The following is a 16,165-nucleotide window of genomic DNA, read 5'->3' as shown; positions in this document are numbered from 1 at the left end:
CCAAGACGGTCCCGTCACCTTCCCAAAGAAAGACTTCCTTTTGAGTAACTTAAAAGAGAAAAAGCAGAAACTACGTAAAGAATATAGAAGACGGCGCGACAGCTTTGTCAGACAGATGGACGGGGCCAGCCGCAATCTGTCCTTCCGCCGGCCGCCCTCGCCTCTGGCCCGGCTGTTCCAGCCGCAGCAGACCGTTGCCTTTTACCGCAGCGTGGGCAGCGAAGCGCCAACCGAGCGGCTGGTCGAATATCTGACCGAGACCGGCGTGAATATTGCCTTTCCCCGCGTGACGGACAATGGCGCGATGGAATTCCGGCTGGTCACCGGCCCGGAACTGCTGGAACATGGATTCCGCAATATTCCCGAGCCGGGAGAATCCTGTCCGCTGGTCGATCCCGATGTAATTATTGCCCCGCTGGTGGCCTTTGACCGGTCGCTGCAGCGTCTTGGCCAGGGCGGCGGCTATTATGACCGCATCTTTGCCCGATATCCCGAGGTAACGCGCATCGGCCTGGCCTGGTCGGTGCAGGAAGCGGACGAGATACCGGCCGAAGCGCATGACCTGCCCTTGCAGATGATCGTCACGGAATGTGAAATCATAGAATGATACAGGATGAAGCCATGACCGCAGAAATCGACGGCAAGCCAAAAGATCAACCCAGCTGGCGCAAACCGGCAGGCATGATTCTGATATTGTTTCTGATCCTGCTGTGGTGCGGCATTGCCGTCACCCTGATCGAACAGATCGACGCGCTGCATTTCTGGCTGCAATTGCCAGTCTATGTGATTCTCGGAATTGCGTGGATCTTCCCGATGCGTCCGTTGCTGATCTGGATGAATACGGGGTCTTGGCGCCATTTCCCGGAAAACAAGGGAAATGGCGCGAGTGACGAGACTTGAACTCGCGACCTCCGGCGTGACAGGCCGGCGCTCTAACCAACTGAGCTACACCCGCTTATGTGCCTCTATAGGCGGTGGAGCAGCGCAAGTATAAGAGCGGTGCATTTCTGTCAACAACACTCTTTCGATTATTTGATATATTTCTTTCCGGGACCTGTCCGATCGCCATGCGGAGCCCTTTCCTGCTCCGATGCCGGCGCCTGATTCCTGTCCAGGCAAAAACAGCCATGAACGGTCATTGTTACAAAAAGTTACGCACCTTCATGGTAAACAGCGGGTTAACCGTTCCGGATCGGTGGCAATTTTACCGAGGAAAAAGGCCTGAAATCCGCAATTGCTGAGGCCCATGGCGGGCCAACATCATTTATCGCGCGTTTACCAAATATTTTGCTTTCCTTGGCATATGGCCTGCATGGAAAACGCACCAACACAGGATTTTCGAGGCCGGCCATCTTTGCCCGCCGCTTCCGGTATGAGTCGCCGTCTGGCGCTGGCGCTGGGCACGGCCGCGCTTGCGCTGGCATCGACCGCAGCGCAGGCAGCGGGGACATTGGCCGGGACCGACATCGTCAATGTCGCCCAGGCCACCTATGAATCGCCCGACGACGGCACGCCAATCACCATTGATTCGAACAAGGTCACCATCAAGGTCGACGAACTGCTCGATGTGACCGTGGTGTCCAGCGATCCGGGTGACGTGGCCACGGCCCCGGGACTGACCGCACAGGTGCTCACCTATCAGGTGACCAATAGCGGCAACGGCTCGGAAGCATTTACCCTCTCGGCCGACACCGCCCGGCCCGGTGACGAATTTGACACCGGCTTCGAACAGATGATTCTCGATAGCAATGGCAACGGAGTCTATGATCCGGGCGTCGACACTATATATGCGCCCGGCACCAATGACCCGGTGCTGGCTCCCGACGAAAGCATTGTGGTTTTCGTCCTGTCGACGATACCCGCCTCCGCCGAGGACGAGGACCGCGCCGAAATCGAACTTTCCGCAACCGCCAATACCGGCAGCGGCACCCCCGGTACGATATTCGCCGGAGAGGGCGATGGCGGCGGTGATGCCGTGGTCGGTTCCACCGGTGCGCGCGATGCCGACAGCGGCTATTTCGTCATCCAGACATCGGATGTCACCCTTACCAAAAGCGCGACGGTTATCGATCCGTCCGGCGGCGACCAGCCAATTCCCGGCGCGACCATCGTCTATCAACTGGTCGCGACGACGATCGGCTCCGGCGAGCTGACCAATCTGGTGATCAGCGACGATATTCCGGCCGACACCACATACAAGGCCGGATCCATCACGCTCGAAAACGCACCGCTGACCGACGCCGTCGATGATGGCGATGCCGGCAGCTTCGCGGACGATGCGATCGCCGTGGCGCTGGGCACGGTTCCGGGCGGGCAGACCCGCACCATCACTTTCCAGGTCACCATCGACTGAATGCAATCGGGGTATAGCAATATGTTTAAAGCCATTTCTCTCGCGATAGCGCTGATCATGCCGGGCACGGCAATAGCCGCCAATAACGTCAGCCTGTCGAGCGATGTCTTCGTCGAGCGCAAGGTAGCGAAGCCCAACGGCACCACCGCCCTTGTGCTCGAACCGCCGACGACCGTCACGCCGGGCGACAAGCTGGTGTTCGTCGTCAAATATAAAAATGTCGGCCGCGCGCCGGCTACGGATTTCTCTGTCACCAATCCGCTACCGAAGGCGGTGGCGTTCAATGGAACGTCTGATGGCACTGAAATTGTCTCCGTTGACGGAGGCAAAAGCTGGGGACCGCTTGCGGACCTCACCTATCTGGGCGGGAACGGTGAAGTCCGCCCCGCTCTCATGACCGATGTTACCCATGTGAAATGGACGTTCAATCGTGCCCTTTCTGCAGGTTCGGGAGGGAAATTGGTTTTTCGCGGCACCGTGAGGTGACCGCAACCGTACCGGATCGCCGCGGGGTTAGGCGATCCAATTAAGTGAAACAGGAGACAGTTATGACCAGTATACTGAAACTTCTCGTTGCCACTAGTACCATTTCTGTAGCGGCGCTGGGTGCAAACCCGGCGTTCGCTGCAGATCTGGGCACTGATGCAGGAACGAGCATTACCAATACCGTTAGCGTGGCCTATAATGTCGGAGGAACCGGCCAGACCGCGGAAACCGACAGCGACGTTTTCGTCGTCGACCGTAAAGTCAATCTTGTCGTCGCCAAAAGCGATGCCGTGAATACGTCGGTAGCGCCGAACGCCACACAGCAAGCCGTAACCTACACGGTCAGCAACCAGACCAACGACACGATTGACGTGTTGCTCAGCTCCGAACAACCGGCCACCGACGATTTCGACGTGACCGGCACGATCAGCTACTATCTTGACAATGGTACCACCGCCGGCGTTTTTGATGCCGGTGACACGCTGATCACCTATATCGACAACCTGGCCGAAGACAGCAGTGTCACGATCCACGCCGTAGCCAATATTCCCAACGGCGTCGTCACAGGCGATCTGTCTGACCTCATTCTGATCGGCCAGGCAGCCGCTCACGGCGGCAGCGGTCTTCCCGCGACCGGTTCGGGCGTGCAGGGTACTGCTTTCTCGGACGATTCGGGTGATGCCGATGATGCATCGCTGGTACAGAACGTCTTTGCCGACGCGGCAGGAACAGGCAGCTCGGATGGCGCCGGCGACGGCTATCACAGCGCAACCGACACCTATGAAGTGTCGGCAGCGGACATCACGGTTACCAAGACCAGCAATGTCCTGTGGGATCCGGTCAACGGCAGCGCCAATCCGAAAGCCATTCCCGGCGCGATTGTCGAATATTGTATCGCGGTCGCCAATGCGGCCGGCGGCGCAGCAGCGACCGGCGTGGCCATTTCGGATACGATTCCGGCCAATTTGGTCTATTATAACAGCCTGGCCACCGGTCCGGCGACGGTTCCGGCCGTCATTGGCGTGGTAACCGAAGGCACGGTCACCGGATCCACCTGTAATGCAGATGGTACCGGCACCGGTTCGGAAGCCTCCGGCGTGGTTTCGGGTAACCTCGGCACTGTTGCCGCGGGTACGACCGAAACGCTAGTCTTCCGTGTAACGGTTGAATAGCGCTTTGTGAAATTTGGTGGCAAGCCGGCATTTCCGCCGGTTTGCCGCCGAATTCCGGCCATTACCGTGGGTAAATTCACCACCTTTTTCAAGCCAGTCGGCCTGGCATTGGCTGCTTGCGTCCTCAGCGCGCCGGCCTCTACGGCACTCGCCCAACCCGAGTTTGCCGAGGAGCAGCCGCACGCGCCCGATTTCGCGATCGAAGAGGCGCAGGATCTGCCGCTGATCAGCAATATCGCGCGAGCGGAATGGGATGTCGGCGGCCAGCGGTTGCAGAAACCGTCCAACCGTTTCGATATCCAGGTCGAGCAGCCCCCTGCCGATCCGCTGGAAATCAAGATTTACCATTTTGCCGATCCGCCAGGGGCCGAGCAATTTCCGATTGGCCAGACAATGTGTCGCGGCACGCAAGGCAGCGTGCCGATCGAACTCAGCGGTGCCTTCGCCGGGACGTCCAGAAGCCCTGCTTCGGTCATGCCGACCGACAATATCCGGGCCGGCGAGCCACTGATCGTCTCGATCATGGCCGATTACCGCAATCTCAATCCGCTGGCGATCGACAATTTCGACATCTACCTGACCACGCCGAGCGGTGACCGGGAACAGATCAATATTGTCGAAACTGCGGTCAACAGCGGCCGCTTTGTCGGACTGATCAACACCGCTGCGGTTCCGCCCGCTCCGATTCAGGGCGATTGCGTCCTCTCGGTCAAACGCGGGGAAACCTTTGACATCACCGTCCATGAACTGGGCGGCAAGGCCATCGGCGTAGCGAAAGTCGGGATTTTGATCGATCCCTTCGGCGAAATATTCGACAGCGCCGACGGCACGCCGGTCAGCGGCGCGCGCGTCACGCTGATCGATAGCGCCACCGGCCTGCCTGCCGAAGTCTTCGGTGATGACGGGGTTTCGCTATTCCCGAGCACAGTCATTTCGGGCAGCAGCGTCACCGACAGTGGCGGCACCGTCTATGACTTCCCCGACGGCTATTATCGCTTCCCCTTTGCCAGACCGGGCCGCTATCGCCTGCTCGTCGAGCCGCCAGCGCCCTATAGTTTCGCATCGGCTGCCACACCCGCGCAATTGACGGGATTGCGGAGAACCGACGGTTTTCCCTTCACCATAGTCGACGGCTCCTATGGCGGCATCATCATTCTCGACGATCCGGCACCGGTGCGCGTCGACGTACCGCTGGACCGGCCCGGCGCGCCACTGTTGATCACCAAATCCGCCTCCACGACCCAGGCGGCGCCCGGAGACGCGGTGCAATATCGGATTACCGTGCAAAATTCCGATGTCCTGCGGTCCACCGGCCAGATTACGATCACCGACCAACTGCCCGCCGCTATGCGCCTGAAAGCCGGAACGGTCCGCTATAATGGCGAATTGATCACGCCAACGGTCGCGTCCAATGGTCAGGACTTCTCGGTCGCGGCACCGCCGCTGGCTCCGTCCGCGAGCGCGCTGCTGACCTATATTGCCGAAGTGCGTCAGGACGCCCAGCCCGCAGACGCGATCAATCTCGCCTCCGCGCGCGACGATCGGGGCACCACCAGCGACACTGTCGATGCTATCGTAAGCATTGTCCGCGACGGTATTTCCGAACGATTCACGCTTGTCGGCCGGATCACCGAAGGCGGTTGCAGTACCGATCCGCGGACTGCCGCGGGCATCGGCAATATTCGCGTGATGCTACAGGACGGGACCTATACGGTCACCGACAGCGACGGCCGCTATCATTTCGAGGGGCTGAAGCCCGGCCTGCACGTGGTCCAGATCGATCCTTCAACCTTTCCGGCCGATCAGGCTCCGGTTGACTGCGCCCGGAATACTCGCGCTGCAGGCAGCGCCATTTCCCGCTTCGTGGAAGGCCGTGGCGGCGCGCTGAAACGCGCAGACTTCCGCGCCAGAACAGTCGCTCCCAGAAAGATGGAATCGGCTGATGCCTATCACAGGCCGGAGATCCTCTCGGATTCCGAAGCCGCTGGCGCCGGCCGCGACTGGGTTTCCGGCGAACAGCCCGGCATTGCGTGGCTGTTTCCGGAAGCAGAGCATAATCCAAGGGTCAAGGCGCTGCGCGTCGCGATCAAGCATCATGCCGGCCAGCGGGTCGAACTGTCGGTCAACGGCAAGCCGGTCACGCCGCTTGCCTTTGACGGCACCAAGAAAAGTGCCGACGGCAAGGTCCGGGTCAGCACCTGGCGCGGGATCGAAATCGAGGACCGCACCAATATCCTGATCGCCCGTGTCGTAGACCGCGATGGCAGGCTGGTCCAGCAACTGGAACGCAAGGTCCATTATGCCGGTAGCCCGCTGCACGCGGAACTGCTCAAGGACCGCTCCATTCTCGTCGCCGACGGGGTTAGCCGCCCCGTAATCGCTGTCCGCCTGACCGATCGGGACGGCAGGCCTGCCCGCAACGGCATGGTCGGTGACTTCTCTGTCCCCGCCCCTTATGCGCCGGCGATCGAAATCGACGCCCAGCAGGCCAATCAGCTCGCCGGTCTCGAACGTGGCGGCCCCGTTTGGCGCGTCGAGGGCGAGGAAGGCATTGCCTATATCGAACTGGCTCCGACCACCGCTTCCGGTTCGCTGAGCATTTCCTTCCCCTTCCGCGATGGTGAAGTCGAACGCGCGCAACGGGTCGAAACCTGGCTTGATCCGGGCGACCGCCCATGGACCGTCGTCGGTTTTGCCGCCGGCACGCTGGGCTTCAACACGCTCGACGAAAGGCTGGAAGACCTTGCCGATGACGAAGACAATATCAACGTTGATGGCCGGGTCGCGCTTTATGCCAAGGGCCGGGTGACCGGCAAATGGCTGATGACGCTCGCCTATGACAGCGACAAGGAAGAAGATGAGACCGAGCTTCAGGGCATTATCGATCCCCGCCGCTATTATACGGTCTACGCCGACCGCAGCGAGCAACGCTATGATGCCGCATCGGTGCGCCGCCTCTATCTGAAGCTGGAACGGCCGCAGTTTTATGCCCTGTTCGGCGATTATGAAACCGGTATCAGCGAGCCCCAACTGGCGCGCTACCAGCGCGCCTTCAACGGTATCAAGGCGGAATATAAAAGCGATCAGGTACATCTCAACGTTTTTGCCGCGGATTCGCCCAACCAGTTCCGCCGCGAAGAAATCCAGGGCAACGGCCTGTCGGGTCCCTATGCTCTCGCCACGCGCGACATATTGGCCAATAGCGAGCGGATCACGCTGGAAACCCGCGACCGTTTCCGCTCGGAGCAGATTATCGAACAACGCGTGCTGACCCGGCATATCGACTATGACATCGATTATCTCGCCGGAACGATCAGCTTCCGCGAACCGATACTCAGCCGCAGCAGCGATCTCGATCCGCAGTTCATCATTGCCGAATATGAAGTTCTCGGCATTGGCGGACGCAATCTCAACGCCGGCGGCCGCGCCACCTACCAGACCGCCGACGAAAAGCTGAAGATCGGTGCGACGGCGGTGCACGACGAGGATGAAAGCGTCAAAACCGACCTGCTCGGCGTCGACGTCCGCTACCGGCCGGACCTGAAGACCGAATTGCGTGCCGAACTCGCCGTCACCGACAATGAAGCGAAAGATATCAGCGCCACCGACAGCGGCGGGGCGGCAACCGCCTGGCTGGTTGAAGCCGAACATCACGGATCGAAGTTCGACATTCTCGCCTATGTCCGGCAACAGACCTCGGGCTATGGCCTGGGTCAGTTGAACACCGCCGAGAACGGCACCCGCAAATTCGGCATTGATGGCCGGGTCGGCATAAGCGACAATCTCTCGCTTGCCGTAACCAGCTATCAGGAGAATTTCCTGACGTCCGACGCACGCCGTCGCGCCGCGACCGCCGAGCTGGAATATCGCGCCGACAACACCTCTTTCCGCGCTGGTCTGGTCTATGCCAATGACCGGCTGTCGGACGGCACGGTGAACGAATCGACCCTCGTCCGGCTTGGTGCCACGCAGCGGCTGTTCGGCGGCAAGCTGGAGCTCGATGCGCAGACCGAATTTGCGCTGGGCGGACAGGATGAAAGCATCGACTTTCCGGCTCGGCACAGTGTCTCGGCCCGTTATGCGGTAACCGAGGACATCAAGATTATCGGCACCTACGAAATTGCCGATGGCGAAAATATCGATGCCCGCACCGCCCGTATCGGCGTCGATGTCTCGCCGTGGAACGGCGCGCGCATCGTCAGCAGCATGAACCAGCAGGAAATTACCGAATATGGTCCACGCAGCTATGCGGCTTATGGCCTGACCCAAAGCATCCCGCTCGGCGAGAGATGGACCATCGATTTCTCGCTGGATGGCAATGAAACGATCAGCGGATTTGATCGCGCCGATGTGATCAACAGCGATCAGCCCGTCGCCTCGGGCGGTTTTCTGGGCAATGACGCGACGCTGACCGAGGATTTTCTTGCGGTCACCGCCGGCGCAACTTACCGGCACGACGACTGGAGCTGGAACAGCCGGGTCGAGTATCGCGATGGCGATATCAGCACCCGCTACGGGCTAACCACCGCCCTGCTGAAGCAAATTGGCGAAGGCAGCGCGCTTGGTGCCCTGGCAAGCATCTTTGTCGCCGAGGACGAAACCGGTGTCAGCTCCCGCGTCATCGAAGCCGAAGCCAGCTGGGCCCACCGTCCGTCGGACAGCCAGTGGTCGTGGCTCGCAAAGCTCGAGTTCCGGGAAGATCGCCTACGCAATGCAGTCGCCGGCGAATCCGGACCGATTGGCGGCGCAGCGCTGCTCGTCGATGGCGATGTCACATCGCGCCGGATTATCAACAGCCTGAGCGTGAACTATACACCGCTGGATTCAGACAACGGCATTTTCACCGAAGCGGGCGAATATGGCTTCTTCTGGGGCAGCCGCTATGTATTCGACCGCTTCGGCCAGGATGATGTGAAGGGCTGGAGCAATGTCGTCGGCGCGGATGTCAAATTCGATCTGTCGGACACGATTGACGTCGGCGGCCAGGCCACGGCGCGCGTCGGCAATGATTTCGACAGCATCGCTTATTCCGGCGGACCGAGCCTGGGCATCACCCCGTTAAAAGATGCCTATATTTCGGTCGGCTATAATGTCGTCGGCTTTGCTGACCGCGACTTTGAAGATAGCCGCTACACAAGAGACGGCCCGTTCGTCACCTTCCGCCTGAAATTCGACCAGGAAAGTCTCGGCAGACTCGGGCTTTGAAAGTCGGCTTCTTCTCCCTCAAGGGAGAAGGGCCGCATTTACCCCATTCCGTTCGCACTGGGCTTGTCGAAGTGTACCTATCGGCGCGCATTGTCCTTCGACAGGCTCAGGACGAACGGCGGTTCGCTCGCCCTCTTCAGTCCGCAAACAGCAAGACCGGCGTCTCGAGCAGGTGCTTGAGCGCCTGCACATAGCTGGCTGCATCATAGCCATCGACCACGCGGTGATCGCAGGAGATCGACAGGTTCATCAGCTTGCGCGGGTGAATCTCGCCGTCGATGATCATCGGGCGCTCGACAATCTTGTTCGGGCCGATAATCGCCACTTCGGGTCGGTTGATCACCGGCGTGGTCGCGATGCCGCCGAGCGGGCCGAGCGAGGTCAGCGTCAGGGTCGAACCGGTCAGCTCTTTCGCCGTCGCCGTACCGTCGCGCGCTGCCGCTGCCAGACGGGCTATTTCGGACGCCAGTTGCCAGACATTCATATCCTGCGCGTTGCGCAGCACCGGTACCATCAGCCCCTGCCCGGTCTGCGTGGCCATGCCGAGATGGACCGCACCATGGCGGGTCACGATTCCGGCCTCGTCATCATAAATCGCATTGAGCATCGGAAATTCGGGCAGCGATTTGCAGATCGCGACAATCATCAACGGCAACATGGTCAGTTTCGGCCGGTCGCCGCGATTGGCGTTCAGATCGGCGCGCATATCCTCCAGTTCGGTCATGTCGATTTCGTCGACATAGGAGAAATGCGGAATATTCCGTTTCGAATCGGCCATATTCTGTGCAATTTTGCGCCGCATTCCGATGACTTTTATCACTTCATCGTCACGTTTTTGCACGGATCCGGCCGGACGATAGCCCTGCCCCGCCCCATAGTTCAGATAGGCGTCGAGATCGCTGTGCCGGATATGCTCGCCCTGCGCCTTGACCTGGCCGAGATCAACGCCGAGATCGGCGGCACGTTTGCGGACGGCCGGCGTGGCGAGCACTTTCTGCCCGGCATTTTCGGTTGCGGGACTGTCTGAGGCCACGGGCGCATCAGCGACCTGCTCGGTCTCGGTCCGGGCTGTTGGATTTGCTGGAGATGAAGATTTTGCTTCTTTAATTTCAGCATCTTGCCTGTCATTCTTGACATCAGACTCAGCTTCTTCAGAGGCTTCCGCAACGGCGTCGGATGCTTCCAATTCTTCCAGTTTCTCGGCATCAACCTCGCCTTCGACTTCGATCTCGACCAGCATCGAACCGATCGCGATAATGTCGCCTTCCTCCCCGCCGATAGCAACGATCTTGCCGGAAACCGGCGCTTCCATCTCGACCGTCGCCTTGTCGGTCATGACATCGGCCAGCTGGTCATCCTCGGCCACGACATCGCCGACCTTGATATGCCATTTGACGATTTCCGCCTCGGCAATTCCCTCGCCGATATCAGGCAGATTGAATGTATATTTGCTCATGATTTCAAGTCCCTGACAATTTTCTCCAGCGCTTCACCGATCCGTACCGGTCCCGGGAAATAGGCCCATTCCAGGCTGTGCGGATAGGGCGTGTCAAATCCGGTGACCCGCTCGATCGGCGCTTCGAGATGATAGAAACAGCGTTCCTGCACCAGCGCCGACAGCTCCGCACCAAAGCCGCTGGTCCGCGTTGCTTCATGAACGATCAGACAACGTCCGGTCTTCTTCACCGACTGCTCAATCGTCTCGATATCGACCGGAACTAGTGTCCGCAAATCAATGACTTCGGCGTTGATCTGGTGCTCCTCGACCACCGCCTTGCAGACATGGACCATCGTGCCATAGGCCAGAACCGTCACCGCATCGCCATCGCGCACGATATTGGCCTTGCCCAGCGGCACGGTATAATGGCCCGCCGGCACTTCGGCCTCGGCAAATTTCGACCAGGGTTCAACCGGATTGTCATAATAGCCGGTGAACGGCCCGTTGTAGATACGTTTGGGTTCGAAAAAAAGCACCGGATCATTGTCCTCGATCGACGCGATCAGCAGCCCCTTGGCATCATAAGGCGTTGACGGAATGACGGTTTTCAACCCCGAAACATGGGTGAACATGGCCTCCGGCGACTGGCTGTGCGTTTGTCCGCCGAAAATGCCGCCGCCAAAGGGCGACCGCACCGTCAGCGGCGCTGTAAACTTGCCCGCCGAACGATAGCGCAGCCGCGCCGCTTCGGAGATCAGCTGGTCCATTCCGGGATAGATATAGTCGGCGAACTGGATTTCCGGCACCGGCCGCAGGCCGTAAGCGCACATGCCCACCGCCGCGCCGATGATCCCGCATTCCGAGATTGGCGTGTCAAAACAGCGCGTCTTGCCAAATTTTTCCTGCAGGCCGGCAGTCGCGCGGAAAACGCCGCCAAAATAGCCAACGTCTTCGCCCATGATCACGACATCGTCGTCGCGTTCCATCATCGTTTCGAGGCCGCTGTTGATAGCCTCTATCATATTCATGACGGCCATTTGATTTCCCGTTCCTTATTGGCCTGTTCGGCTTGTTCCTTGAGATGCCAGGGCATGTCTTCGAATACGTCCTGGAACATGGTTTCGAACGGCTGGTGCAGACCGTGACCCAATATGCCGTTTTTGGCGGCTTCCTTGACCGTCTCCTTGACCGCTTCCAGACATTCGGCATCCAGAGCTTCCTGCTGCTCCTCGCTCCACACACCGCGCCGGATCAGGTGCCGTTTGAGCCGCATGATCGGATCACCGAGCGGCCATTCCTCGCGCTCCTGCGCGCTGCGATAGGCCGTCGGATCATCGGAAGTGCTATGGGCCTCGGCGCGATAGGTGAAATGCTCGATCAGGGTCGGCCCCTGATTGGTCCGCGCCCGCTCCGCTGCCCAGCTGGTAGCGGCATAGACGGCCAGCGGGTCATTGCCATCGACGCGAAGAGCGGCAATGCCATAGCCGGCACCGCGCGCTGCAAAGGTCGTCCGCTCTGCTCCGGCGAAGCCGGAGAAGGACGAGATCGCCCACTGATTGTTGATCACATTCATGATCACCGGCGCGTTATAGACCGCGGCGAAGGTCATCGCTGCGTGAAAATCACCTTCCGCGGTCGATCCCTCGCCGCACCAGGCCGCGGCGATACGGCTATCACCCTTGCTTGCACTGGCCATCGCCCAGCCCACGGCCTGCGGATATTGGGTGGTCAGATTGCCGGATACGGTAAAGAAATTGAGCTCGCTGGAACTATACATGATCGGCAGCTGGCGCCCTTTCAGCTTGTCTGCCTTGTTCGAGAAAATCTGGTTGACCATCTCGATCATCGGATAGCCGCGGACAAATAAAATGCCCTGCTGGCGGTAGCTCGGGAAGCACATGTCATCGCCATGCAAGGCCATGGCGGCGGCAACCGAGGTCGCCTCCTCGCCAGTGCATTTCATATAGAAGCTGGTCTTGCCCTGTCGCTGCTGGCGGTGAAGCCGGTCGTCAAAGGTCCGCACCTGCACCATCGTGCGCAGCATCTTGAGCAATATCTCGTCATCCAGATTCGGATCCCACGGACCGACAGCCTTGTGATCATCATCGAGGACGCGAACCATGTCATAAACGAGGTGCTGCATATCCTTGGGGGCGCTATGGATGTCCGGCCTTGCCTGAGCGCCGGCTTCCGGAATCTGCAGATCGCTATAGTCGACCGTATCGCCCGGACGGAATTTCGGTTCGGGTATATGTAATGTCAGCGGCGGCAAATTGCTTTGTATATTGTCGTCAGCCATCGGGCCTCTCCAGCAAGAATCGCGCAATTGTTGCGCTGCAATATTCGTTCAACCGGCTGTTACAATATTACAAAACCCAAATTAGGTCAATCTCCCTGCCCTTTTCGCCGGTCAGACGGCTACCGGCGCGGAAATATGCGCCTGGGGACGATAATCCTGGACCTCGAAATCACCGATATCATAATCAAATATCGAATCGGGCCTGCGCAGGATTTTAAGTTTCGGGGCACCGGATGGCGTACGCGCAATCTGCTCTTCCACCAGATCGGCATGATTGAGATAGAGATGGACATCCCCGCCATTCCATACCAGTTCCCCCGGCTCCAGATCACATTGCTGCGCGATCATGCGGATCAGCAGCGCGGCAGAAAAGACGTTGAAAGCAAAGCCAAGACCAAGGTCGCAGCTGCGCTGATAGAGCAGTCCCGACAATTTTCCGCCAGAGACATAAAACTGGTAGGTCTTGTGGCAGGGTGGCAGAGCCATTTGGTCCAGCTCGGCAACATTCCAGCCGGTGAAGATGTGGCGCCGGGACCCCGGATTTTTCCTGATACCCTCGATCAGAGCTGCAATCTGGTTAAATCCCGTTTCCTCCCGCCGATATAGTCCCTCGCCCGCCGGTGTATAGCGCGGCCAGTCGACCCATTGCTTGCCATAGACCGGCCCCAGATCTCCCCATTTTGCAGCGAAACCATCATCCTCGACAATCCGCTGTTCAAATGTGTCGCGGTCCAGCTGCTCGCCGGTTTCCTTGCGATATTTGTCGAGCGGCCAGTCGGTCCAGATATGGACCTTCTGCTTGACCAGCTCGCGGATATTGGTGTCTCCGGTCAGGAACCAGAGCATCTCCCGAGCCGCCGTCTTCCAGAACACACGCTTGGTGGTGAGCAAGGGAATGGCCTCATCGGCGAGGTCAAAACGCATCGTCACCCCGAAAATCGCGCGCGTGCCAACACCGGTGCGGTCAATCCGCTCGTCCCCATGCGTCCAGATCTGCCGCATCAGGTCGAGATATTGCTGCTCATAATGCTGTCCGGGAATCAAACCATCAACCTCCTACCAATGCCCGGCAAACGCTAGACCGCAATGCTGATATGCTCAACCCAATCCGGCGGGAGATATTATCGGCACTGTTTGTTCGAGACAGGCTGAGGATGGCTTGAACCGCAAATCATCCTAGCATATAGGCAATATATCGCATCCGCAGCAGCGGATTAACAAGCGGATCGGGAAGTAGCTCAGTCTGGTAGAGTACTGCGTTCGGGACGCAGGGGCCGGAGGTTCGAATCCTCTCTTCCCGACCAATTTCCGCCCAGTTTTCCGCCATCGCTAAACTCAACCCTGTAGAAACTTGCAGGAACAAACCGCGAATTTCTTTCATCGGTCGTACAAATCCCGTACAGTTTGTTCTCCACATGTTTTTGCGACGCGGCTAGTCGGCGCGCTCTAAAAGAGGGATGTTCGAATGCAGAAACAAGCAACGGATCCGCGCACGACATCTTTTTTTGAGAATTCGAGTTGAGGAAACTCGGACACGGAACACTCACCTAGACAGAAATCCTTCGCGAATTCATGATGATTCGCAATTTCCACATGACTATCACATCTTATCATGGCTAGGTAAGCCTTCTAAGATCGCCCCATTCACATCAACCACCTCAACCGCCTTCCATGCGGAGATCAGGCTGGTCAGGTTCGAATAGTTATCAGCGCAAATCAGGGCGTCGGATTGAGAAATGACGGCCGCTCCGGTTCCTGACACAGCCCCTCCGGGCATGTCGGAAATGACGGGCAAGTCCGTTGTTCCGCCACCACTGATACCGACGCTGGTGGTTCGTACCGATCCGGCCCGCAGGCGGTCAGCGACAAGGCGGCGATTGCTATCGCGCAGTTCGATATTTTCATCTTCAATCTCCGATATTCTGGATTGGGCTTCCTTTTTGAAGCGTTCGACATTCTGCCGGTCGAGCTCGGCCGCGACCTTGCGCGCCAGTTCGACCTTGATGATTAATTCGTTATAGGCGCGCCGTTCTGCGACGAACCATTTGGCGAGGATATTCTTCGCGCCGGCCTGTACCGCTATCTCCCGGTCCTTGGCCGGTATGGTGCGGGTCTGGACCACAACCATCCATAGTGCCAGAAACAGGCAGGCCGCCTGCCACGGATGCTCGATCGCCCATTTCGCGGCCTTGACGATCATATCCTTGATCCACCCCAGACCGGCAGCGATAAGATTGAACGGTGGCGGCAGGACCATGCCGGCGAGTTTTGACACTATGGACATTTCAATCTCCTGTCAGACCGCTTCGCCGCTGTAGCATTTCTCGAATTTCACATTCCCGATCCGGGTCCGTACCCAGCCCACCATGAATGTTTCGAACTTGCTGTTGTTACGGCCGAGGCTGGCGTAGTGGTCGAGTTGCTTCCCATCGAGATATTTCATCATCAATTCGCAGGCCAAGGGACCGCGCTTCGATCGCAATATCCGGTACGCGCCGATGGTGGCCGGGCCAATGTCGCAATCGACCTTAACGTCCGGATATATCTCGCCGCGGTTGTTGAAGGCGTTGAGACCTTCCTGAAACCAGCAACTCGGTCGGCGGGGGCCGGCGTTTACCCCGCTGTCAATCACTTCATGGGCAAGAGCCGGGTCAATTTCGATCAAGGGCATGAAACCCGGCTTCTTGATATATTGGGATATCAGGATATCTTTTGCTGTCTCGAGCGGCAGCACGGACATTGCGCCCTCATATCCGTTAGCGCGAGCCACGGCTTCCGTGATGCCGTAGCGGGTTGCTCCACCGGGATCATTGGCGTCATCCACAAAACCGCCCTCATGACCGAATATCACCCCCAGGATGAGCAACACGGCAGCACCGGCGCCAACACCGGACTTTTTGGGAACACTATTTGCCATCGGACCCGTCCTTTGGAATGGTTATATCCTGCGGCCAGACCCGCGCGATGAACGGCACGAAAAAGACGACGCCGCCGACGCCAATCGAGAATACCAAGCGGATCCAAGGGTCGACCGGGATCACACCCAACAGGCCGACCAGCAGTTCCGGATTGGCGGTAAGGACGCCGGAAAGAGCGGCGATCAAGCCGGCCAGTTGAATGCTGCGCAGTTGCCACCACGCCTTCAAATCAGCGAGAAATTCTTCAATATTCATGTCGATCTCCTATAAAAAAACCCGCTCGGTGGCGGGTAG

At 58.8% G+C, this 16,165-nt stretch carries 13 protein-coding genes and 2 tRNA genes; 7 read left to right on the top strand and 8 right to left on the bottom strand.

Features of this window, described 5'->3' with window-relative positions; genetic code table 11:
• Positions 1–40 precede the first annotated feature (40 nt).
• Both BOSE62_RS02895 and BOSE62_RS02890 read left to right on the top strand, forming a co-directional pair.
• Positions 41–607: a 5-formyltetrahydrofolate cyclo-ligase gene (locus BOSE62_RS02895; protein WP_159641855.1), complete on the top strand. Its 567-nt coding sequence runs from the start codon at positions 41–43 to the stop codon at positions 605–607.
• A gap of 14 nt (positions 608–621) precedes the next feature.
• Positions 622–900, top strand: coding sequence for a DUF2842 domain-containing protein (locus BOSE62_RS02890; RefSeq protein WP_159641852.1), 279 nt, complete (start codon positions 622–624; stop codon positions 898–900).
• Here the strand turns inward: BOSE62_RS02890 and BOSE62_RS02885 are convergent.
• Positions 879–955 (bottom strand) — tRNA-Asp (locus BOSE62_RS02885). The genes BOSE62_RS02890 and BOSE62_RS02885 overlap by 22 nt on opposite strands.
• Positions 956–1,312: 357 nt before the next feature.
• Here BOSE62_RS02885 and BOSE62_RS02880 point away from each other — a divergent pair.
• The 4 genes from BOSE62_RS02880 to BOSE62_RS02865 all read left to right on the top strand — a co-directional run bounded on the left by BOSE62_RS02880 (position 1,313) and on the right by BOSE62_RS02865 (position 9,216).
• On the top strand, positions 1,313–2,353 hold the full coding sequence (locus BOSE62_RS02880; RefSeq protein ID WP_159641849.1) for a hypothetical protein: 1,041 nt from the start codon (positions 1,313–1,315) through the stop codon (positions 2,351–2,353).
• Between the two features lie 21 nt (positions 2,354–2,374).
• On the top strand, positions 2,375–2,839 hold the full coding sequence (locus BOSE62_RS02875) for a DUF11 domain-containing protein (RefSeq protein ID WP_159641846.1): 465 nt from the start codon (positions 2,375–2,377) through the stop codon (positions 2,837–2,839).
• Positions 2,840–2,901: 62 nt separating this feature from the next.
• Positions 2,902–4,011 (top strand): DUF11 domain-containing protein, encoded by a 1,110-nt coding sequence (locus BOSE62_RS02870; protein ID WP_159641843.1) that lies wholly within the window; start codon positions 2,902–2,904, stop codon positions 4,009–4,011.
• A 66-nt stretch (positions 4,012–4,077) separates the two neighbouring features.
• A complete protein-coding gene (locus BOSE62_RS02865) occupies positions 4,078–9,216 on the top strand; it encodes a hypothetical protein (protein WP_236553798.1) in 5,139 nt (1,712 codons plus the stop codon).
• 136 nt (positions 9,217–9,352) lie between these two features.
• Here the strand turns inward: BOSE62_RS02865 and BOSE62_RS02860 are convergent, their stop codons facing one another.
• From BOSE62_RS02860 to thyA, 4 genes are all read right to left on the bottom strand, one after another.
• Complete coding sequence (locus BOSE62_RS02860; RefSeq protein WP_159641840.1) at positions 9,353–10,672, bottom strand: dihydrolipoamide acetyltransferase family protein; 1,320 nt, start codon at positions 10,670–10,672, stop codon at positions 9,353–9,355.
• Entirely contained in the window at positions 10,669–11,682 is a 1,014-nt protein-coding gene (locus BOSE62_RS02855; protein ID WP_159647864.1) for an alpha-ketoacid dehydrogenase subunit beta, read from the bottom strand. The genes BOSE62_RS02860 and BOSE62_RS02855 overlap by 4 nt, the downstream gene beginning before the upstream one ends.
• Positions 11,679–12,953, bottom strand: coding sequence for a 3-methyl-2-oxobutanoate dehydrogenase (2-methylpropanoyl-transferring) subunit alpha (locus BOSE62_RS02850; protein WP_159641837.1), 1,275 nt, complete (start codon positions 12,951–12,953; stop codon positions 11,679–11,681). Before BOSE62_RS02850 ends, BOSE62_RS02855 begins: the two co-directional genes overlap by 4 nt.
• A 111-nt stretch (positions 12,954–13,064) precedes the next feature.
• Entirely contained in the window at positions 13,065–13,997 is a 933-nt protein-coding gene (gene thyA, locus BOSE62_RS02845; protein WP_443028801.1) for a thymidylate synthase, read from the bottom strand.
• A 183-nt stretch (positions 13,998–14,180) separates the two neighbouring features.
• On the opposite strand from thyA, the gene BOSE62_RS02840 reads away from it, so the two are divergent.
• Positions 14,181–14,257, top strand: a tRNA-Pro gene (locus tag BOSE62_RS02840).
• A 296-nt stretch (positions 14,258–14,553) separates the two neighbouring features.
• Here the strand turns inward: BOSE62_RS02840 and BOSE62_RS02835 are convergent.
• The 3 genes from BOSE62_RS02835 to BOSE62_RS02825 are packed head-to-tail and all read right to left on the bottom strand — an operon-like array spanning position 14,554 to position 16,126.
• A complete protein-coding gene (locus BOSE62_RS02835; protein ID WP_159641834.1) occupies positions 14,554–15,237 on the bottom strand; it encodes a hypothetical protein in 684 nt (227 codons plus the stop codon).
• 12 nt (positions 15,238–15,249) lie between these two features.
• The gene (locus tag BOSE62_RS02830) at positions 15,250–15,870 is read right to left on the bottom strand and encodes a glycoside hydrolase family 108 protein (RefSeq protein WP_159641831.1); all 621 of its coding nucleotides are present in this window, start codon (positions 15,868–15,870) and stop codon (positions 15,250–15,252) included.
• Positions 15,860–16,126, bottom strand: coding sequence for a hypothetical protein (locus BOSE62_RS02825; protein ID WP_159641828.1), 267 nt, complete (start codon positions 16,124–16,126; stop codon positions 15,860–15,862). The genes BOSE62_RS02830 and BOSE62_RS02825 overlap by 11 nt, the downstream gene beginning before the upstream one ends.
• Between the last annotated feature and the right edge of the window lie 39 nt (positions 16,127–16,165).

This window comes from Sphingorhabdus sp. 109, assembly GCF_902506555.1.
Classification (GTDB): Bacteria; Pseudomonadota; Alphaproteobacteria; order Sphingomonadales; family Sphingomonadaceae; genus Parasphingorhabdus.
The sequence above is the reverse complement of the archived record's forward strand: the minus strand, read 5'-3'. Positions and strand labels throughout refer to the sequence as shown.

Coding starts and splice junctions, on each gene's coding strand:
- BOSE62_RS02890 (WP_159641852.1), top strand. CDS start 622: ATGACCGCAGAAATCGACGGCAAGCCAAAAGATCAACCCAGCTGGCGC.
- BOSE62_RS02880 (WP_159641849.1), top strand. CDS start 1,313: ATGGAAAACGCACCAACACAGGATTTTCGAGGCCGGCCATCTTTGCCC.
- BOSE62_RS02875 (WP_159641846.1), top strand. CDS start 2,375: ATGTTTAAAGCCATTTCTCTCGCGATAGCGCTGATCATGCCGGGCACG.
- BOSE62_RS02870 (WP_159641843.1), top strand. CDS start 2,902: ATGACCAGTATACTGAAACTTCTCGTTGCCACTAGTACCATTTCTGTA.
- BOSE62_RS02860 (WP_159641840.1), bottom strand. CDS start 10,672: ATGAGCAAATATACATTCAATCTGCCTGATATCGGCGAGGGAATTGCC.
- BOSE62_RS02855 (WP_159647864.1), bottom strand. CDS start 11,682: ATGAATATGATAGAGGCTATCAACAGCGGCCTCGAAACGATGATGGAA.
- BOSE62_RS02850 (WP_159641837.1), bottom strand. CDS start 12,953: ATGGCTGACGACAATATACAAAGCAATTTGCCGCCGCTGACATTACAT.
- BOSE62_RS02835 (WP_159641834.1), bottom strand. CDS start 15,237: ATGTCCATAGTGTCAAAACTCGCCGGCATGGTCCTGCCGCCACCGTTC.
- BOSE62_RS02830 (WP_159641831.1), bottom strand. CDS start 15,870: ATGGCAAATAGTGTTCCCAAAAAGTCCGGTGTTGGCGCCGGTGCTGCC.
- BOSE62_RS02825 (WP_159641828.1), bottom strand. CDS start 16,126: ATGAATATTGAAGAATTTCTCGCTGATTTGAAGGCGTGGTGGCAACTG.